Origin of the sequence: Chitinophaga sp. 22308 (genome assembly GCF_052045305.1) — a bacterium.
In the GTDB taxonomy this organism is placed as follows: Bacteria; Bacteroidota; Bacteroidia; order Chitinophagales; family Chitinophagaceae; genus Chitinophaga; species Chitinophaga varians_A.
The window spans coordinates 1,118,327-1,137,063 of record NZ_JBQEOP010000001.1; the positions used below are offsets into that span (position 1 = coordinate 1,118,327).

Genomic DNA, 18,737 nt, shown 5'->3' on the forward strand with positions numbered 1-18,737 from the left:
CATATGAAACGATACAACAGATATCCTATCCTGGCCCTCGCCCTGGCAGGCCTGCTGATGGCATGCCACTCGTCGCAGGAAGACAAGGACGGCTACAAAACAAAACTCTCCTTCGGCCCCGGTGAAGAAACCAAAATAGCCGAAGCTTTCCTGACCCTCAAAGACAGCAGCAGCATCTACCTGAAAGAAGGGACCTATAAGTTCGATAACCTGAGCATCGCACAGGTGAAACATATCCGCATAGAAGGCGCCGGCCCCGATAAAACGGTGCTGGACTTCTCCTCCCAGAGCCAGGGCGGTGAAGGCATCCGCGTGACTGACGTGAACGGCTTCTCTATCCACGGCATGACACTGAAAGACTCTAAAGGAGACCTCATCAAAATAAATAAAAGCCGGGAGGTGGTCATCACCTACCTGCACGCCATCTGGTCAGTGTCTGACTCCACCAGCGGCGGATACGCCATCTATCCCGTGATGTGCAAAAATGTGCTGATAGAAAACTGTTACGCACAAGGCGCTTCCGATGCAGGCATCTACGTAGGACAGACTGACAGCGCCATCGTGCGCAAATGCAAGGCCTATAAAAATGTGGCCGGTTGCGAAATAGAAAATACGTCCAACGCACAGGTGTATGACAACGACTTCTATGGAAACACCGCCGGCTTCCTCATTTTTGACCTGCCGGACCTGTCTCAGCGCGGCGGCCATGTGAAAGCCTATAACAACCATTTCCACGACAACAACGAACGTAATTTCGCCAAAGCAGGCAGTTTCGGATCTACCTGGGGCGTGGGAAACGCCGCTCCCGGCAGTGGAGTGGTGATACTGTCAGCCTCCGATATTGAGCTGTACAATAACCGCATTATCAACAATAATTCCAGCGCTATTTCCGTGGTGTCCGGATTTTTTATTGATCCCAATGCGGGCGCTAAAATGAACGACCACTATGACCCTATACCTAAGAACATTCGCATCCACGACAATGAAATGCAGGTGGGCGACAGCTTTCCACCAGCTGTCTATGAGCACCATACCGGTAAAATACTGGTTGGACTTGAACAACAGTTGAACGCACAAGACCCTGCCCGTAAAAATGCCCGCCTGCCTTTCATTACCTACGACGGTATCACCAGCAACGTGCTGACAAAAGGTACCGCCGCCAATCCCGATTCCATCTGTATCCGCCAGCAACAACCAAACCTGTTTGTAAATGTGCATGCCCTGCAGATGGGTACCAAAGAATGGCGCCCTGATACTGATGTGACTCCGTTCTTATGTAAGTAATGTTATTTTGATATTGGGTCATTTGATCATTTGATTATCGGGTGACTGTAGATTTAATTTTTTTAGCGAGATGAGGAAGCCTTGTTTGCTGTTATTGATGTTTGTTTCCCTGCTGGCATGGCTCAACAGCTGCCAGCAGAAACCTGCGGGCCAGGGAAACACCGGTTTTGCGTTTAAAGAAAAACTGTCTGATTATGGATTTTTTACGGGCGAGCTAAAAGCGCTGGCTCCCCGTAAGGGAGTGGTGCGTTATGAGCTGTCAACGCCACTGTTTACCGACTATGCGGTGAAAGACCGTTTCGTAGTGCTGCCGGAAGGCAAAGCGGCGAAATATACCACCCATGGCGCACTGGATTTTCCGGACTCCACTTTTATCATCAAAAACTTCGCGTACACCAGTCCGGAACATAAGAAGGTGATGATAGAAACACGGCTGCTGTTCAAAGATCCGGCTGACAAGGGCTGGAAAGTAATGAACTACCTCTGGAACGATCAACAGACAGACGCGGTGAAGTGGATACTGGGCAAAAAAATTCCGATCACCCTGCTGGACGATAACGGTGAAAAAATTTCCACTACCTACCAGATGCCCAATACTAATGACTGTAAACGTTGCCATATCAACAACAGCGTACTGACGCCCATCGGACCGAAGGCGCGCAATCTCAATTTCACGCTGGCAGGGCAGGCGTCCAACCAGCTGCAACAATGGGCCGCTGCCGGTATGTTGCAGGGGATGCCGGCATTGAAAGACGTGCCGCAGCTGCCAGATTGGAAAGACAGTACGCACTACTCCGTTGACCAGCGCGCCAGGGCCTACCTCGATGTGAACTGCGCCCACTGCCACACAAAAGGCGGCGACGCGTTTAATACCGGACTGTTCCTCGAATACGAGCAAACCGGCCATGACCAGCTCGGTATCATGAAACAACCGGTATCTGCCGGCGGTGGCGCCGGAGGACTGGATTACGACGTGATCCCCGGCGATCCGGTGCATTCTATACTGGTACACCGGATGAACAGCACAGAGCCAGGTACGGCCATGCCGGAACTGGCGCGTACCGTGATTCACAAAGAGGGCGTAGCATTGATTCGTCAGTGGGTGGCCAGGATGCCCCGTTAGGTAAACTGTAGTTAAGCATAATATTAGACAGCCGGACAATACGTCCGGCTGTCATTTTTTATGGAGGAAGGAGATGTTATACCCTGAATTTTTGGATTAGTTGTTCTTTGTATGACTGGCTGACAGGGATCGTCAGGCTCTTGGAAAGATAAAGGGTATCTTTTTTAATCGCGATGATCTTCTTTACCGGAACAATGTAGGATTTATGCACCCTGATAAATTCATCAGCAGGCAATTCCTCTTCCAGCGCCTTTAATGTTGACCGTTGCAGCAAATACCTGTCTGAGAGATGGATCTTCATGTAGTCTCCCACTGCTTCGATGTACAGGATATCATCATGGTATATCTTTTCAGTAGAACGGTTATTATTGGAAAAAAAATAACTGCGCTCCGGCGCAACTGTTTTCTCCGTCTTTATTTTATCAATGGCCTTCAAAAACCGGTCATAGGAGAAAGGTTTTAAGAGGTAATCTACTGCGTTCAGTTCAAAACCATCGATCGCATATTCCTGGTAGGCCGTGGTGAAAATCACTGCGGGAGGGCGTTCCAGGTTTTTTAAAAAGGTAAGGCCACTGATCAGCGGCATTTGTATATCTAAAAAGATCAGGTCTATGGCATATTTCTCCAGCAATGCCAGCGCCTCCACGGCATTGCGGGCATGGCCCACGATGGTAATGCGTCCGCAACGCAGTATATATTCTTCCAGAATTTCGTGAGCGATAGGCTCGTCATCTACTATAATACAGTGTATCATGAAAGATTCAAATCAATTGATAAATAAACTTTGTACTGGTTGTTTCCTTCGTCGATCTTTAAAATGTATTTGTCGGGATAACACAGTTCCAGTCTGGCTCTGACATTTTCCATTCCCACGCCCTTGGGGCCTTTCAGCATGTCAGGATTTTCATGTACATCGTTGGAGATTTCGAAATACAACCGGTTTTCCTGTAAGGTGATTTTACTGTCTATCTGCGCGTTTTCCCGGAAATGTTGCGCTCCGTGTTTGATGGCGTTTTCAATGAAAGGCAGCAGTATCAGTGGCGCTATCATGGTGGTACTGTCTATGCCCTGGGATGAAAAACGTATCCGGACATTTCCCAGGCGCTGGTTTTCTATGGCAAAGTAACTTTCAATAAAGGCCACCTCTTTTTCAAGCAATACTCGTTCTGCACTGCTTTCATACAGGATATAACGCATGGCGTCAGACATCCGCAGAATAAAATCCGGGGCGTCTTTTTTCCCTAATAACGTCATCCCATATACACTGTTCAGGGTGTTAAACAGGAAATGAGGATTTATTCTGGCTCTCAAAGCATCTATTTTTAATTGATAGTTCTGGCGTTCCATCTGCCAGTTTCTTTGCTCGCTTTCAATGGCGTACCGTAAGAAGGCCACAGAGCTAAAGGCAATGAGGTCCGGGGCCAGGATATTCATGGACCATCCTCTGCCATACGCCATACGCCGTGCATATACCGCAAATTCCGCCGCATAAAACCGTTGCAGTTCCTCCTGGCCGGTCAGTTGCATGAAAATCCAGGTGACAAAGTAGTTGTTGGGAATGGAAAGCACCAATACAAAAAACAGAATAGCAATGAGCAGCAGCCAGTGCTTTTTATGCCGCAGTATCCACGGCACCGCTGCCCGGTAGTACAACAACCAGTACAAGGACATAGCCAGCGCGTAAATCGCTACCTGAGGATAGGGAAACATACCGGGATTATGCACAATTTCCACCCTGTCGAGATAGTAGGCATATTTATAGGTGCCGGCATACAGCACCCATATGGTGATTTCATATATCAGTGGAAGTCGGCCTGTCTTCAATCCTGAATGTGTTTGCATATGCTGTAAATCTATTCTAAATATCAGTACGTAATTTTTTTTGCGATGAAACGGCCCCGTTTTGCGATGAAACAGCTGCCTTCCTTTTTGGTCTTAAAAAGCAGCCGGGAGAAAGAATAGAATTGGCAAGGGAAACAACGGCAGGTAGTTTTGTGTCATACAAAATCCAAAAACATGAACCGCGTCGTTATCTTACTTATCTCCCTGGTTTTATCTGTGCGGCTGCTTGCACAGCCCGATGCTCAAAGAGCGCTCATTCCGCTGAAAATAAAGGGCCGCGTTATTGCTGCCGGCCAGCTTCAACCCCTGATTAACAGTATGGGCCAACAAAAAATTGTAGGACTCGGAGAAGGCACACATGGTACAAAGGAATTTAATGAACTGAGGATCAATATTATTAAACAATTGGTGGAAAAAAAAGGTTTTCGCGTTATCTGTTTTGAGAACGCCTTCGGCGATTGTTATTACTTTGATCAATGGATTAATTCAGATAAGCCGATGGGCGAGGGAATGAAGAAATATTTGATCTCCCTTTGGCAAACCCGAGAGCTGGAAGGCTTATTTGAATGGGTAAGGAATTTTAATAAACATCATGCGGACAAGGTGATGATCGCCGGTATGGACTATAACTATATCGGCAGTACGGCCGGCATTATCCATGAAGAGTCCCGGCAACTGAATCATGCCTCCATGATACAACTGGCGCAACAGCTATGCTATGCTGCCCAGGCATTTGATTCCGCGTGGAATAACCAGATGAAAGGAATGAACGGGAAAACGTTCGCGTTGATCAGGAACAGTATCCATACAAACCTGCACCAGATAGACAGCGTGGTAAAAGCTGACAGGCTGCCGGTTACGGAAACATGTAAGCGTGCGCTTTTTAATGGCCGGTGTTGGTTGGGGGGAGAAGAAAAAAGAGACAGCGGAATGGCCAATATGGCCGTCAATATAGCGCAGAACGGTAAAACAGTGCTATGGGCACACGCGGTCCATCTGGCTCTAAAATCGCCGTTCAGCGATAATACGGTAGGTGGTTGCGGAGGCTTGATCAAAAAGATGGTGCCTGCGTATTATTCATTGGGCATGGGAACTGCGGAGGGCACCTACGGGGGACTGGAGGACCGCTTTGATACCCGGCTGAATGTCATGCATGCCTATGAGCTGCCGGCAGTAACAAAACCAAGCTGGGACGAATTTTTCCTTCAATACAATATCCCGGCATTTTATATGGATATGCGTAAAGCCGCTACAGACTCCATTCCCAGGCCGTTACGTCTTATTGGTTATGGCCCGCCGAAATCTATTTCGTACAGTGATGCAGTAAATTGTTCCGATTTGTTTGATGGGTATATTTTCATAAAGCATACTACTGCACCTGAATATATTCCATAAGGAAAGCAGTTCTGCCGGTCCGGGTCCGCTTAGGCGGCTCCCGGACTGTTGTTTTCTACCCAGAGGGAAAAAGATGATGGCTTCTGCCTGCTTCCTGTTGTTCTTTGCCTTCAACTTCTTAGTTTTACGGGGAACAATGATCAAAGCTACAAAGTGAACAAGACATCAATCCTAATCTGAGATAACATGCATTACCTGAAAAAATTACTGTTTACCGTCGTCCTCACGGGTATGGCCCATGCGGCGGTAAAAGGTCAGCAGAAAGGACAACAGCCCAATGTGATCATCATCTATGCAGATGACCTGGGATACGGGGATATCAGCTGCAATGGCGCCACCCGGGTGAAAACCCCGCATATCGATCAATTGGCATCGGAAGGGATACGCTTTACCAATGGCCATGCAACGGCAGCTACGTGTACACCTTCCCGTTATTCCATCCTCACCGGTGAATATGCATGGCGTAAAAAGGGCACGAACATCCTCCCCGGCAATGCCGCGCTGATTGTACCAACAGACCGCACCACGCTGGGCAAAGTGTTCCAGCGGGCCGGCTATCGTACGGCCTGCATCGGTAAGTGGCACCTTGGACTGGGAACGCAGGGAGAGCCGGACTGGAACGGGGAAATCAAACCAGGTCCGCTGGAAACAGGTTTCGACTACGCATTCTTTTTCCCCGCTACGGCCGACAGGGTGCCTACCGTATACGTGGAGAACCACCGTGTGGTGGCCCTCGACCCGAAGGACACCATACAGGTCAACTACCAGCATAAGATCGGCAGCGAGCCTACCGGCAAGGAAAACCCCGAACTGCTCAAAATGCACTCTACGCCCGGTCAGGGACATAATCAGACCATCGTGAACGGCATCGGCCGTATCGGATGGATGACCGGCGGCCAGCGCGCCCGCTGGACAGACGAATCGCTGGCAGGTGATTTTGTGGACCAGGCGCAACACTTTATAGAAGAACACCGCCGCCAGCCTTTCTTCCTGTATCTCGCGCTCAGCGATATCCACGTGCCACGTATGCCCGGCACCCGCTTCAAAGGAAAAAGTGAACTGGGCTACCGCGGCGATGTGATCATGCAGCTGGACTGGTCGGTAGGGGAGATCATGAAAACACTCGACTATCTGGGCATCGCGAAAAATACCATCGTCATTTTCAGCAGCGACAACGGCCCGGTGCTGGATGACGGTTATCTGGATGGTGCTGTTGCCCAACAGAACGGCCACCAGCCTGCCGGCGTTATGCGCGGCGGTAAATACAGCATCCTCGAAGGTGGTACGCGCGTGCCTTTCATCGTTCATTGGCCTAGCACCGTGAAACCTGGTGTTTCCGGCGCCCTGGTAAGCCAGGCGGACCTGCTGGCATCTTTTGCGGCCATGCTCCGCCAGCCGCTGTCCGAAAGCGATGCGCCGGACAGCTGGAACATCCTGGGCACCCTGCTGGGGAAATCACAACAGGGCCGCAGCAGCTATGTGGAACAAGCCAACACACTGGCGCTTGTCAAAGGCGACTGGAAATACATCGCGCCACAGCGCGGGCCTAAACTGTTTGATGCCGTGAACATCGAATCCGGATTGGACACTGTTCCCCAGCTGTACAACCTGAAAACTGATCTGGGTGAAAAAAATAATGTTGCCGCCGCACATCCTGAAATGGTGAAGGAGATGTCTGCTATGCTGGAAAACATCAGGAACAGTGGCCGCAGCCGCTAAATAACAATCAAAAAACCTCCAAATGTTACCGTGTCGGTTTTGTTCTATTTTCCGGCGATCGGGGGTGCTAGTTTTGACTTATAAAAACAAAGCAACCATGAACAAAGCACCCATTTTAATATTAGGAGGCACCGGTAAAACCGGCAAAAGAATCGCGCAACTGTTACAGGAAAAGGACCGGTCATTCCGGATTGGCTCGCGTGCTGCATCCCCGTCGTTTGACTGGGAAGATCGCACTACCTGGCGCGCTGCACTGGAAGGTGTTGCTGCAGTATACCTGAGTTATTTTCCTGACCTGGCAGCGCCGGGCGCAGCAGATGCTATCCGTGCTTTCACGCAGCTGGCGGCCGAAGCGGGCGTAAAGAAGATCGTGTTGCTGTCCGGCCGCGGCGAACATGAGGCCCAGGCCTGTGAGGAGATCGTGATCAATGCCGGTATGGAGTGGACGATCCTCCGTTGCGCCTGGTTTAACCAGAACTTCAGCGAAGGCTACCTGTTGGAGCCGTTACAGGCGGGCTTTGTGGCCCTTCCAGCTGGTGGGGTGCGTGAGCCCTTTATTGATGCCGATGATATCGCTGATGTTGCGGTGGCGGCCCTTACTGAAGATGGTCATGCCGGAGAGCTGTATGAATTGACCGGCCCCCGCCTGCTGACTTTCGCCGAAGCAGTGGCCGAAGTGGCCAAAGCTGCCGGTCAGCAGATACAATACCAGCAGGTGAGCGTGGATGAATATGCCGGTATGTTGGAGGAATATGGCCTTCCCAACGAATTTATCTCGCTGATTTCCCACCTTTTCTCAGAAGTGCTCGATGGCCGTAATGAAAGCCTGACAGATGGAGTACAGCGTGCCCTTAAAAGGGCGCCCCGTGATTTTGGCGATTATGTGCGTACTACTGCTGCATCAGGGATCTGGAATCAACAGTAATCAAATCCGGAAAAGTATCCGAACCAGGAATGATCAAATCCGGAAAATATCAGGAATCAATTATTGGTTCCTGATATTTGTTTTATGTGTAATTAATTGATAATCAATTTAAATAATTGTTGAAAGATAAATTTTTCCGCTTTGCGTAAATGCTTTTCCCGATTCGCCGATGCTATGAACCGGGCACGGCGTTCCTTTGCGCAAAATTTATTGAGCGTTGAAAAAATTATACTTCACTATTGGTTTTGTTTTGATGAGCGTTGCCGCTATGGCGCAGAACGGCGTTATCAAAGGTAAAATCAATACTGCGGACGGCGAACCGGCTGCTTTTGTGACAATAGGACTGAAAGACACGAAGAGAGGCACCCTTACCAATGAAGACGGTACTTTCACCGTTAAAAACGTTAAACCGGGCGTGTATACGCTCGTAATATCCTGTACTGGTTGCCAACCCATCCAAAAAACAGTTACTGTAGCACCTGACCAGTCTGTAGAAATCCACCTGGACCTGCAGAATACTTCCAGCCAGCTGAATGAAGTAGTGGTAGACGGTACCCGTACCCGTACCATCAACCGCAAGCCGGTGTCCATCGGCAAACTGCCGGTACCGGTGATGGACCTGCCACAGAGCGTGGCCATTATTGGTCATGAGGTACTGGAAGACCAGCAGGCGCAACGTCTCAGTGATGTGGTGAAGAATGTGAACGGCGTTTATATGGCTTCTCAGCGTGCCGGTACACAGGAAACTTTCAATGCCCGTGGTTATGGTTTCTCCAGCACCAACATGTTTAAGAACGGTACGCGTGTGAACTCCGGCGCCATGCCCGAAATGAGTTCCCTCGAAAGAGTGGAAATCCTTAAAGGCAGCGCTGCCATCCTGTATGGTAACGTAGCCCCCGGCGCTGTGATGAACATGGTGACCAAACAACCGAAATTCAACTTCGGTGGTGAAGTAAACCTGAGGGCCGGCAGCTATGGCCTGTTGAAACCTGCTTTCGACGTGTACGGTCCTATCTCTTCCAAAATCGCTTACCGTGTGAATGGTACCTTCGAAACAGCCGACAGCTACCGTGACCAGGTACATTCCAAAAGATATTATATAAACCCGTCCCTGCTGTTCAAACTGAGCGACCGCACCGAATTACTGGTACAGGGCGATTACCTGAAACATGACTTTACACCGGATTTTGGTCTGGGTTCTATCGGTGACACACTGATCAACAGAGCATCCCGCAATACTTTCTACGGGGCACCATGGCAATATGCGCATACACAGCAGACCACTGCTTCTGCCAATATCAAACATCGGTTCAACGAGAACTGGTCAATTAATGGTCTGGTGTCTTATTCAAAATATGCCCGTGATTACTATTCCCTTGAAAGAATTCAGGCAAACAGTGCCGGCGACTGGAATCGTCCTTTGGGAAGAAACGCTACCAATGAAGATTATTATGCTGCACAGGTAGACCTGACCGGCAAATTCAAAACCGGTAGTGTGGAACATACCGTGCTGGCCGGTGTGGATGCTGACCGTTACCTCACAGGTACCTATGCTTATGGCCTTCCGACTATAAAGCCCAAGGTTGCCGGTATTTATGACAGCATCAACCTGTTTGATCCTGCGAAATATACTCGTCGTACAGATATGCCGGTAGATACGCTGCTGACAGTTAATAACGTGCCTATAAACAGATTGGGAGCTTATATCCAGGACCTGATCAGCATTTCCGAGAAGCTGAAAGTACTGGCGGGTGTGCGTGTGTCTTATCTGCAAAACGAGTCTCCTGTTAATTACAACTTTGTCAATGGCGCCAGAAAAGTGGGGGATTCTAAATACGATCATGCAGTATCTCCCCGTTTCGGTATCGTTTATAAACCTATAGCTACTACTGCCTTGTTTGCCAGCTATTCTACTTCCTTTACGCCTAATACCGGCCAGGATATTTATGGTCAGGTAGTGAAGCCATCTATAATCGATCAATATGAAGTAGGTGTGAAAAACGATTTCTTTAGAGGGCTGTTGTCTGTTAATGTGACTGCATACCGTATTCGCAACAACAACTATGCTCAAACGGCTCCGCTGAAAGCAGATGGCGTAAGTGTGAATACTGATCCAAACGTTAAAGCCCTCATCGGTGAAACCCTCAGCCAGGGCGTAGAAGTGGACATTGCCGGCCACCCGCTGCCTGGGCTGGACGTTATCGGCGGCTATAGCTACAACAACATGACCGTTGAGAATACACCTAATACCAAAGGTTCAGTAATTGCCGGTCAGCGTCTGGTGGGTAATCCTAATCATACTGCCAATGCCAGCGTTTTCTATACTTTTCAACAGTCGGCTGTTAAAGGCCTGAAACTGGGTGCTGGTTTCTATTACATCGGCCAGCGTTATGCTGGTTGGAACAATACGGTTGGTCAGGCTCAGACATTTAACCGTATGATCTCCGTTCCTGGTTACACCACGCTGGACCTCAGCGCAGGTTATTCTTTCAAACGTTTTGCTGTAATGGGTAAAGTGTCTAACCTTACCAACACGTACAACTACTACGTTCACGAAAACTACAGCATCAACCCGATTCCGCCTACACAGTTTGTAGGTACTGTTTCTTACAAGTTCTAGTGGATACTTTTTATAGTTAGCAAAGAGGCTGTCTCCAAAGAGGCAGCCTCTTTTTTGCTGGTATTACCGGAAAAATCAAAACCGGCAGCGGACGCCTGCGCTGACGTACAGGTTCGTTGCCAGCCTGTGTTCCGGACGGGTGGAGAACATGTCAGATATCTTTTTGTCCCTGAAGGTGACGGAGCGCAGCAGTACGGTGCCACCGGCGAGGTTGAAGTCGATTTTTTTGCTGAGATGCAGGGTGTTTTCCAGGCCCAGGCTCATTTCCTGGTAGCCCATCAGGCGTTTGCCGTCTTTCCTGTTTTCCACATCATAGGCGCCACCGTTGAAACGGAAAGCGAGTGCCAGGTCGTCGTATTTGCTGAGGGAGCTGCTGACACTGAGCTTTTCGGGGAAGTTGATGTCTACCCTGAACCGGTCGCCGGTGCGCCACTGTACCAGCAGGGCGGGCAGCACCATGGGAGTACCGAAACTGTTGGTGAGGGCGGCGCCCACGCCAAGGTTTAGTTTGCGGTTGATTTTGCGGATGAAGATCACGCCACCGGTGATAAAAACATCGTCGTAGGTGATTTTCTCCAGGTCGCTATACAATCCTACAGACACCATACCCATCAGGCTCCATTTGGGATTGAGCGTACGCATATGTTGCAGCGCTATTTCACCGCCAAACAATTCTTTCGGAAAAACAGAATTTTCGTAGTCTTTGTTGGAAAAACTGGTGTAAGAGCCCATCACGCCGAGGTTCCATATACGCACCTTACCAGTAGAGGTATCTATTTTTTGAGAGAGCGTGAAGCCCGCTCCCAGTGTGAGCCGGCGTTGTACGGTAGTAGCGGGCATTTTGAGGGAATCTTCCGGACGGATATAATGACTGGAAGGCTGATAGTCGGCATTGATGGCAATCCCCGGACCGGTGAGACTGCTGGCGCCCAGCTGCGCCCTGGCGCTGCCTGCCAACAGGAGAAGGCCCGGCAGCAGCCAGTAAGCAGGTTTATTAAATACCGGCTTTTTGATAAGCCGTGTCCGGATGCTGGAAAGTAGATGTACCATATCGAAAAAAATATTCAGTTTCGATATCGACACCTAACTATTCATGTACCCCTATTTACTTGCAGGAAATTTTTAAAAGAGGCGCTACGTCAAATTTGAGCGCGGCATCCTTGCCGGAGAAAACAGGGATGCCTTCGGGATTAATACTGTCAGGCACGGCTTCATAGGCCTTGTCATCCTGCAGCTTGAACACTACAGGGCGTGTGCTTTGTACGCCTTCGCTCATGAACGTGTATTGTGCGTGGATAATATTATTGCGGATACTGCCACTGATGGCACCGGTGTTTCTGTCTTTTTCAAAATAACGATAGCTCAGGTCTCCGCTGATACTGGTATCCTTTATATGAACCTGTAACAGCACGCTGTCTTTGCCGGTGGCCTTCAGGAAACAGGCATCGCTGTTGCCGCTGGTCACCTCAGTTTTTAAACTGTCGGTATTTTTATTAGCTTGGCTGCCCGATTGGCTGCAGGAAGTCACCACCGCGGCCAGCAACAAAAAGAAAGGAAGTGTTTTCATAAAATTTAAACGTTTGAAAAACTAAAAGTAACCAAATGACCAAATTTCTGAAGATTTTAGGGGTGTTATTTTTTTTACGGGGGATGTGTGTGGGCGCGCCGGATACAGCTGTTGCCGACTGTCAACGCTGCATCGTGCTGGCGGAGCAGGCGGAACACCGTATCGCTATCGCCGATATTGCCTCCGGGAAAATAATCTGGGAATGGAAGCCTGCCCTGTGCGGCGTATTGCCGGAACATGTGAAATGGTTCAATAATCCCAGCGAAGCCAAAGCTGTCCGCAAAGGGGAATACATCCTTATGACCGCCTCCGGTGGCGGCGTGGCGCTGATCCGCATCGCTGATAAAAAGACTGTCTTCTATGGATACGCGGGTGGCAATACCCATTCCGCCGCCATGCTGCCGGATGGCAATATTGTCAGCGCTTCCAGCACCGGCAACTATCTCATGTTGTTTAAAACAGATACTACCGGATATAATGCCAATGCCTATACGAAAAAAATAACGGTGGCCTTTGGGCATAATGTGGTGTGGGACGCGGCGCATAAACGGTTGTGGACAGCCGCCATGGACAGTATGATCGTGTTCCGCTACAACTACGACCACGCGGCACCGGACCTGCTGAAGGATACCAGCATGCTACTGCCGGGCACGGAGGCGCATGACCTGTACCCGGAATATGGCACCGGCAACCTGTGGCTGACCAACACCACGAATGTTTACCGGTTTAACGTTGATACCCGGCAACTATCTCCCGCACCGGTGATACAGCAGAATATCAAAAGCGTGTCCTCCGGCCCGGCACGTCCGGTGATCGTTTGCAAGCCCAAAGTGTCCTGGTGGACAGACGAAGTGCTGGATGCACAGGGGAAAAGGGTCTTTATGCAGGCCGGACTGAAGATTTACAAGGCCCGCTGGGTTTTGCCCGACCCTTTCAGTGAATCGGCACAGTAACAGCGGCCCCAATTTTTATTTTCGTACTTTTGCCGCAAATGCAAAAAGGAACATACTCATTAGGAAATATTCTTTCCAATCTTAAAATCGACGCGCTCAACGAAATGCAGGAGGCATCGGTAGCCGCCAACCAGCAACAGCAGGACGTTATCCTGTTGTCAGCGACCGGCTCCGGTAAAACTCTCGCATTCCTGTTGCCCGTGCTCGACCGGCTGGACCCGGACCAGAAAAAAACACAGGCTATGATCGTAGTGCCCTCCCGTGAGCTGGCATTACAGATCGAAAAAGTGTTTAAACTGATGGGCACCGGCCATAAAATCACGGCCACCTATGGTGGTCACCTCCGGGAAACAGAGGAAAACAACCTGATACAGCCACCAGCCCTCATTGTAGGCACTCCTGGCCGTATCGGTGATCATATCCGCAGAGGCAATATCACCACCGACACCATCCAGACATTGGTGCTCGATGAATTTGATAAAACCCTCGAACTGGGCTTCCAGGAAGAAGTGGCTTTTATCATCGAATCACTGCCGAACGTAAAGAAAAGGATACTCACCTCCGCTACAGAAGCGGTGGAGATACCCGATTTCGTGCAGCTGAACGAGCCGCAGAAACTCAACTTCCTGCCGGAAGACGGCACCCCGCAGGCCCGGCTGGCCTATAAACAGGTGCTGTCACCAGAAAATGACAAGGTAGATACCCTCTTCCGCCTGATCTGCCACCTGGGCAACCGCTCCACTATCGTGTTCTGCAACCACCGCGATGCGGTGGAACGCACCAGCACCATGCTGAGCGAAAAAGGCATCCTCAACGAGTTCTACCACGGAGCGATGGAACAGCGTGACCGCGACGCGGCCCTGTGCAAGTTCCGCAACGGTACCGTCAACGTCCTCGTGACCACCGACCTGGCCGCACGCGGACTGGACATCCCCAATATCCGCTATATCATCCATTTCCACCTGCCGCATACAGAAGACAGCTGGACACACCGCAACGGCCGCACTGCCAGGATGGAAGCCAGCGGCACCGCTATCGTCATCCTGGCGCCGGACGAAAAACTGATGCCTTATGTGACCGAAGACGTAGAAACCATCGAACTGCCGGAAACAGCCGTTCTGCCGCAGAAGCCAAAATGGACGACGCTGTACATCTCCGCAGGTAAAAAAGACAAAGTCAATAAAATTGATATCGTCGGCTTTCTTACCAAAAAAGGCATGCTGAAAAAAGAAGATGTGGGATTGATAGAGGTGAAAGATTTCTTCTCTTTTGTGGCCGTGGTGAAGTCCAAAGCCTCTCATGTCTTACAGCTGGTGAAAGATGAGCGGATCAAGAACAAGAAAGTGAAAATTGAAGTAGCTAAGTAGTTACCATAGGGAGAAGGCCGGAATCATTTCCGGCCTTCTTGTTTTTTGTTGCCAGTGAAGCAACAGCAGATCATTTCAGCAGGTAGTTCACTCGTACCGGTGCGTTACCTCAATCAGCCCCACAATATTATCATTCATAGCTTCCAGCTCTTCGGCGGGTATCCATAGTTCATCATGAATAACACCACCTACGTTTTGCACGGGGTAGGCTTTCAGAAAATCAGTATTGACTTCAAAGCGGGTCACATAACCTTTGCCATAGGCCGGCACGTTCCATTCAGTGGTGATCTGAACGGCATATGCTTCATTCATGACAGGGTAGAAAATAGGTTGTTCCGGCAGGCGGGGCGGAAAACGTTTCCAGCCGGATTGTTCGATCAGCAGCAGCTCTGCCTCTCCTACAGGGCGGTATAAAGTAGTTGTCATAAGGGGTTAACCAATTTTTAATGATAAGATCGTCCGTTCAAATGTTTGCTTCAGCACTGCTTCACTCAACCTGAACGGTTTGTCGAAGAAAGGGTTGTTATGTACGTGGAAACCGACAAGCGTATAGAACGGCCCGTAAGCCAGCGCCCAATAAACTTCTACCGGAAGATCAGGGATCTGTTTACGACGTATCGCATTGGCCGTAAATTGTTGCATCGCCTGCCTGAACGCATCTTTTCCGATGGCCGGATGGCGGATTAACGGTGAGTGACGGAACTGCTCGGAAAACAGGTAGTGCAGCGGATATCGCTGGATATAACGGAAACGGTTACGCCATTGCAGCCAGAGCCCTGCCTCAAAGTCCATCTCCGGATCAAAGTCCTGCAGCGTTTCGCGGACAAATACCGCCATAACATCGATATACAACTGGTTAAGCAGGTCTTCCCTGTTTTTAAAATAGATGTATATCGTAGATACCGATATGTCGACCGCTTTGGCCAGTTTGTGCATACTGAGGCCATCGAAACCTTCACGCACGATCATTTCGATGGCCTTTTCCTGAATAAGGGCGGCTTTTTGTTCGTCTTTTACACGCATAACGTTACAAAGATAAACGAATAACCGTTCGTTTTATGTATTAGCGAAGAAAATTCAGGCTGCTGCCGGGATCAACTTCATAAGGCGTTTTTCCGGCTTCAAATATGCGGGCGGTGGGTTTGCCTTCCAGCGTGATCTCATCACCTTTTACCAGAATCCAGCCGCCTTCACGCAGCCCCAGCACCGGCGTGGCATGTTGGGTATGGAACTCTTTGATACGTGTTTCGCGTGTTTCACCCATATGGGGCAGGTCAGGAATAGGATCGAGGTAGTGTGGGTTCAGGTTAAAAGGCACCAGTCCCATCGTCTGGAAACCCGGCGGATACACGATCGGCATGTCGTTGGTCGTTTGCATGGAAACACCGCCGATATTGCTGCCGGCACTGCATCCCATATACGGACGGCCTTCTTCTACGGCGGTTTTCAGTTTGTCCATCAGTCCGCGTTCCAGCAGTTCCTTCACCAGCAGGAAAGTATTGCCGCCGCCGGTAAAGAAACCCTGTGCCTCACGGATGGCCGCGGCAGGATCTGCAAAAGTATGCAGGCCTCTCACCTGTATCTGTAACGGCGCAAAGGCCGCTGCGGCTTTCGCGGTATATTCATCATGGGAAATGCCACCCGGACGGGCAAAAGGCACAAAGATAATTTCACTGACACCGGCGAACAATGTCTGCATCACAGGTTGTAAATAAGCCAGATAACCTTCTCCATAGAGGGTAGACGTGCTGGCCAGGACAATATGCTTCATATAACGTTTTTCTCGAAGGCCAAAATTAAGGGTTCAAAAGGAGAAAAACAGGTTAATAGAGACGGATTGAAAATACATAGGTATTACTACCTCGTTTTTTTATTGCTGTTATCGTTTCGTTTGTGGGAAGGTTTTAGTTTACGGCCGGTACTTTTATAATAGTGAATGGCTTCACTGATTATTTGACGGTCTTTGTCAGTCAATGGTTTGGGATCAACCACCCAATCAACGCCTTTAGGTTCTTTAATGTATCCCATATATCATTATTTATAATATTTGTTAATGAGAATGGCCGCGTTTTCCGGAAAGATAATCATTTTATGGTTACCGATATGGGTGGCGCCAAGGCTTTTTTCATAATGGGAAATAAGGCGTGTTTTTGATGCGAAAGCAACAAAACCCTGGTAGATTTGTTCCAGGGATAGCTTGCAGGCAAAGGCAAAGAGATTGCCGGGAACTCCTTCATAAAGCTTGGGGCTTCCGGTATTAAAAGGGGCGCTTTCAATGAGATGAATATAGTAATGGTTCCTGCAGTCACTTAAACTCATGAGTCCCTGGACTACTTCATGATTATCCATAATAGACAGCTTATAGCTTACCCTGTCTTTTAATCGAAACTCCTTTTTCCAGTCAAACTTCCAGTTTGTCTTCGCGGAAATCATCCTTAAATCTGCTTTGTTGACAGGGTGGACAATCGTTTCGAAACTGTCTCCGGAGATAGTATTGACAATACTGTTTGTTAGTTTGTCAATAGTTACTTCAATACGGTATTTGGTCAGTGTTGACATGAGTTAACAAATAATGGCTAAGAAATTGTGTTTGGTTCCCAATAATAGCCACAAATCACGACTTCACTAACCGGCGCTTTGTTAATACAACATTTTTCATAAATGATTCATACCATCCACAAACAATAATTAACATCTCCCCATTTCTTCTTTTCCCTAATTATCACGATATTTAACGATACTATTCACTTAACCTTATATACGTTATGGAAATGAACCTCAGGGGGCTCTCGGCCCTGATGATCTCAGGGACTGTCCTGTTGGGCGCCTGCAACTCGGCTAACGCTCCTAAAGAAGAAAGCAAGACCGGCACGGACACCGCTGCCGCTGTTACGGCCACTACAGCCCACAACTATGGACAAACAGACGGACAGGATGTATTGCAATACACTCTCCGCAATGCTGCCGGCATGGAAGTGAAAATTCTGAACTATGGTGGTATTGTCACAGATATCATCGTGCCGGACAAACAAGGGCAGAAAGCCAATGTGGTATTGTCTTACGACTCGCTCAGCGGATATCAGCAAAAAGGACAGCCTTACTTCGGCGCACTGATAGGCCGGTATGCCAACCGTATAGCGAATGCCAAATTCAAACTGGATGGTAAGGAATATACGCTGGCAGCTAACGATCACGGCAATACGCTGCACGGCGGTATCAAAGGCTTTGATAAGGTAATATGGTCTGCCGCGCAATCCGGCGACAGCTCCCTGCAACTGGAATATACCAGCAAAGACGGGGAAGAAGGATATCCCGGCACGTTGAAGGCGACAGTGCAGTATACGCTCACGCCTGACAACGCCCTGAAGATCCATTATACCGCCACCAGCGATAAAGCCACGCCGGTGAACCTCACCAATCACAGCTATTTTAACCTCTCCGGCGGTAAAGACAGCACCATCCTGGACCAGGAGCTGCAGCTGAAAGCCAGCCGCTACACGCCGGTGAATGATAAACTGATCCCCACCGGGCAGTTGCAACCGGTGAAAGGCACCATGATGGATTTTACTACGCCTAAGAAAGTAGGAAAAGAGATCGCTGCAGTGAAAGGTGGGTATGATCACAACTTCGTGCTAGACAAAGCAGCAGGCAGCCTGGAAACAGTAGCTACGCTCTATGACCCTGCCAGCGGACGTTTGATGGAGATGTCCACCACCGAGCCGGGGGTGCAGTTTTACTCCGGTAATTTCCTGGATGGTACATTGTTGAATACCCGCGGCGGACAAAAATATGTGCAACATGCGGGACTGTGCCTGGAAGCGCAACATTTCCCTAATTCGCCCAACCAGTCTGATTTCCCTACGGTTATCCTGAAACCGGGAGAAACCTACCAACAAACAACGGTGTATAAATTCTCCACCAAATAATAAAATAATCCGATAA

18 protein-coding genes are annotated in these 18,737 nt (G+C 49.3%); 9 read left to right on the top strand and 9 right to left on the bottom strand.

Annotated features, from left to right (window positions below; all coding sequences use genetic code 11):
- Positions 1 to 3 precede the first annotated feature (3 nt).
- Together ACTJJS_RS04600 and ACTJJS_RS04605 are read left to right on the top strand one after the other, a co-directional pair.
- Positions 4 to 1,284 carry a parallel beta-helix domain-containing protein gene (locus ACTJJS_RS04600; protein WP_440662618.1) on the top strand — a complete coding sequence of 427 codons (1,281 nt, stop codon included), beginning with the start codon at positions 4 to 6 and terminating at the stop codon, positions 1,282 to 1,284.
- A gap of 70 nt (positions 1,285 to 1,354) precedes the next feature.
- Positions 1,355 to 2,407, top strand: a complete 1,053-nt coding sequence (locus ACTJJS_RS04605) for an SO2930 family diheme c-type cytochrome (RefSeq protein ID WP_440662619.1) — start codon at positions 1,355 to 1,357, stop codon at positions 2,405 to 2,407.
- Positions 2,408 to 2,483: 76 nt separating this feature from the next.
- Here the strand turns inward: ACTJJS_RS04605 and ACTJJS_RS04610 are convergent, their stop codons facing one another.
- Both ACTJJS_RS04610 and ACTJJS_RS04615 read right to left on the bottom strand, forming a co-directional pair.
- A complete protein-coding gene (locus ACTJJS_RS04610; protein ID WP_440662620.1) occupies positions 2,484 to 3,161 on the bottom strand; it encodes a LytR/AlgR family response regulator transcription factor in 678 nt (225 codons plus the stop codon).
- Positions 3,158 to 4,231: a sensor histidine kinase gene (locus ACTJJS_RS04615; RefSeq protein ID WP_440662621.1), complete on the bottom strand. Its 1,074-nt coding sequence runs from the start codon at positions 4,229 to 4,231 to the stop codon at positions 3,158 to 3,160. Before ACTJJS_RS04615 ends, ACTJJS_RS04610 begins: the two co-directional genes overlap by 4 nt.
- A gap of 192 nt (positions 4,232 to 4,423) precedes the next feature.
- Between ACTJJS_RS04615 and ACTJJS_RS04620 the strand changes: the two genes are divergently transcribed.
- From ACTJJS_RS04620 to ACTJJS_RS04635, 4 genes are all read left to right on the top strand, one after another.
- Entirely contained in the window at positions 4,424 to 5,644 is a 1,221-nt protein-coding gene (locus ACTJJS_RS04620) for an erythromycin esterase family protein (RefSeq protein ID WP_440662622.1), read from the top strand.
- A gap of 186 nt (positions 5,645 to 5,830) precedes the next feature.
- Complete coding sequence (locus ACTJJS_RS04625; protein WP_440662623.1) at positions 5,831 to 7,363, top strand: sulfatase family protein; 1,533 nt, start codon at positions 5,831 to 5,833, stop codon at positions 7,361 to 7,363.
- A 97-nt stretch (positions 7,364 to 7,460) separates the two neighbouring features.
- Positions 7,461 to 8,288 (top strand): NAD(P)H-binding protein, encoded by an 828-nt coding sequence (locus ACTJJS_RS04630; protein ID WP_440662624.1) that lies wholly within the window; start codon positions 7,461 to 7,463, stop codon positions 8,286 to 8,288.
- Between the two features lie 217 nt (positions 8,289 to 8,505).
- Positions 8,506 to 10,908 (top strand): TonB-dependent siderophore receptor, encoded by a 2,403-nt coding sequence (locus ACTJJS_RS04635; protein ID WP_440662625.1) that lies wholly within the window; start codon positions 8,506 to 8,508, stop codon positions 10,906 to 10,908.
- Positions 10,909 to 10,983: 75 nt separating this feature from the next.
- Here the strand turns inward: ACTJJS_RS04635 and ACTJJS_RS04640 are convergent, their stop codons facing one another.
- Both ACTJJS_RS04640 and ACTJJS_RS04645 read right to left on the bottom strand, forming a co-directional pair.
- Entirely contained in the window at positions 10,984 to 11,958 is a 975-nt protein-coding gene (locus ACTJJS_RS04640; protein WP_440662626.1) for a DUF6268 family outer membrane beta-barrel protein, read from the bottom strand.
- Between the two features lie 55 nt (positions 11,959 to 12,013).
- Positions 12,014 to 12,475, bottom strand: a complete 462-nt coding sequence (locus ACTJJS_RS04645; protein WP_440662627.1) for a hypothetical protein — start codon at positions 12,473 to 12,475, stop codon at positions 12,014 to 12,016.
- 35 nt (positions 12,476 to 12,510) lie between these two features.
- Between ACTJJS_RS04645 and ACTJJS_RS04650 the strand changes: the two genes are divergently transcribed.
- Entirely contained in the window at positions 12,511 to 13,428 is a 918-nt protein-coding gene (locus ACTJJS_RS04650) for a DUF6528 family protein (protein ID WP_440662628.1), read from the top strand.
- A 38-nt stretch (positions 13,429 to 13,466) separates the two neighbouring features.
- Positions 13,467 to 14,795 (top strand): DEAD/DEAH box helicase, encoded by a 1,329-nt coding sequence (locus ACTJJS_RS04655; protein WP_168869029.1) that lies wholly within the window; start codon positions 13,467 to 13,469, stop codon positions 14,793 to 14,795.
- Positions 14,796 to 14,882: 87 nt separating this feature from the next.
- Here the strand turns inward: ACTJJS_RS04655 and ACTJJS_RS04660 are convergent, their stop codons facing one another.
- From ACTJJS_RS04660 to ACTJJS_RS04680, 5 genes are all read right to left on the bottom strand, one after another.
- Complete coding sequence (locus ACTJJS_RS04660) at positions 14,883 to 15,221, bottom strand: hypothetical protein (protein WP_168869028.1); 339 nt, start codon at positions 15,219 to 15,221, stop codon at positions 14,883 to 14,885.
- A 6-nt stretch (positions 15,222 to 15,227) separates the two neighbouring features.
- Positions 15,228 to 15,818 carry a TetR/AcrR family transcriptional regulator gene (locus tag ACTJJS_RS04665; RefSeq protein WP_440662629.1) on the bottom strand — a complete coding sequence of 197 codons (591 nt, stop codon included), beginning with the start codon at positions 15,816 to 15,818 and terminating at the stop codon, positions 15,228 to 15,230.
- Positions 15,819 to 15,858: 40 nt separating this feature from the next.
- Positions 15,859 to 16,566, bottom strand: coding sequence for a dipeptidase PepE (gene pepE / locus ACTJJS_RS04670; RefSeq protein ID WP_440662630.1), 708 nt, complete (start codon positions 16,564 to 16,566; stop codon positions 15,859 to 15,861).
- 86 nt (positions 16,567 to 16,652) lie between these two features.
- Positions 16,653 to 16,823, bottom strand: a complete 171-nt coding sequence (locus ACTJJS_RS04675; protein WP_168869025.1) for a hypothetical protein — start codon at positions 16,821 to 16,823, stop codon at positions 16,653 to 16,655.
- 6 nt (positions 16,824 to 16,829) lie between these two features.
- A complete protein-coding gene (locus ACTJJS_RS04680; RefSeq protein ID WP_440662631.1) occupies positions 16,830 to 17,354 on the bottom strand; it encodes a hypothetical protein in 525 nt (174 codons plus the stop codon).
- A gap of 206 nt (positions 17,355 to 17,560) precedes the next feature.
- Here ACTJJS_RS04680 and ACTJJS_RS04685 point away from each other — a divergent pair, with 206 nt between their 5' ends.
- On the top strand, positions 17,561 to 18,721 hold the full coding sequence (locus tag ACTJJS_RS04685) for an aldose epimerase family protein (protein WP_440662632.1): 1,161 nt from the start codon (positions 17,561 to 17,563) through the stop codon (positions 18,719 to 18,721).
- Positions 18,722 to 18,737: the final 16 nt, after the last annotated feature.

Excerpts from the sequence above, each read along its gene's own strand:
- ACTJJS_RS04655 (WP_168869029.1), top strand. The coding sequence starts at position 13,467 with ATGCAAAAAGGAACATACTCATTAGGAAATATTCTTTCCAATCTTAAA.
- ACTJJS_RS04610 (WP_440662620.1), bottom strand. The coding sequence starts at position 3,161 with ATGATACACTGTATTATAGTAGATGACGAGCCTATCGCTCACGAAATT.
- ACTJJS_RS04675 (WP_168869025.1), bottom strand. The coding sequence starts at position 16,823 with ATGGGATACATTAAAGAACCTAAAGGCGTTGATTGGGTGGTTGATCCC.
- ACTJJS_RS04600 (WP_440662618.1), top strand. The coding sequence starts at position 4 with ATGAAACGATACAACAGATATCCTATCCTGGCCCTCGCCCTGGCAGGC.
- ACTJJS_RS04660 (WP_168869028.1), bottom strand. The coding sequence starts at position 15,221 with ATGACAACTACTTTATACCGCCCTGTAGGAGAGGCAGAGCTGCTGCTG.
- ACTJJS_RS04630 (WP_440662624.1), top strand. The coding sequence starts at position 7,461 with ATGAACAAAGCACCCATTTTAATATTAGGAGGCACCGGTAAAACCGGC.
- ACTJJS_RS04620 (WP_440662622.1), top strand. The coding sequence starts at position 4,424 with ATGAACCGCGTCGTTATCTTACTTATCTCCCTGGTTTTATCTGTGCGG.
- ACTJJS_RS04650 (WP_440662628.1), top strand. The coding sequence starts at position 12,511 with ATGACCAAATTTCTGAAGATTTTAGGGGTGTTATTTTTTTTACGGGGG.
- ACTJJS_RS04625 (WP_440662623.1), top strand. The coding sequence starts at position 5,831 with ATGCATTACCTGAAAAAATTACTGTTTACCGTCGTCCTCACGGGTATG.
- ACTJJS_RS04680 (WP_440662631.1), bottom strand. The coding sequence starts at position 17,354 with ATGTCAACACTGACCAAATACCGTATTGAAGTAACTATTGACAAACTA.
- pepE (WP_440662630.1), bottom strand. The coding sequence starts at position 16,566 with ATGAAGCATATTGTCCTGGCCAGCACGTCTACCCTCTATGGAGAAGGT.
- ACTJJS_RS04685 (WP_440662632.1), top strand. The coding sequence starts at position 17,561 with ATGGAAATGAACCTCAGGGGGCTCTCGGCCCTGATGATCTCAGGGACT.
- ACTJJS_RS04665 (WP_440662629.1), bottom strand. The coding sequence starts at position 15,818 with ATGCGTGTAAAAGACGAACAAAAAGCCGCCCTTATTCAGGAAAAGGCC.
- ACTJJS_RS04640 (WP_440662626.1), bottom strand. The coding sequence starts at position 11,958 with ATGGTACATCTACTTTCCAGCATCCGGACACGGCTTATCAAAAAGCCG.
- ACTJJS_RS04645 (WP_440662627.1), bottom strand. The coding sequence starts at position 12,475 with ATGAAAACACTTCCTTTCTTTTTGTTGCTGGCCGCGGTGGTGACTTCC.
- ACTJJS_RS04605 (WP_440662619.1), top strand. The coding sequence starts at position 1,355 with ATGAGGAAGCCTTGTTTGCTGTTATTGATGTTTGTTTCCCTGCTGGCA.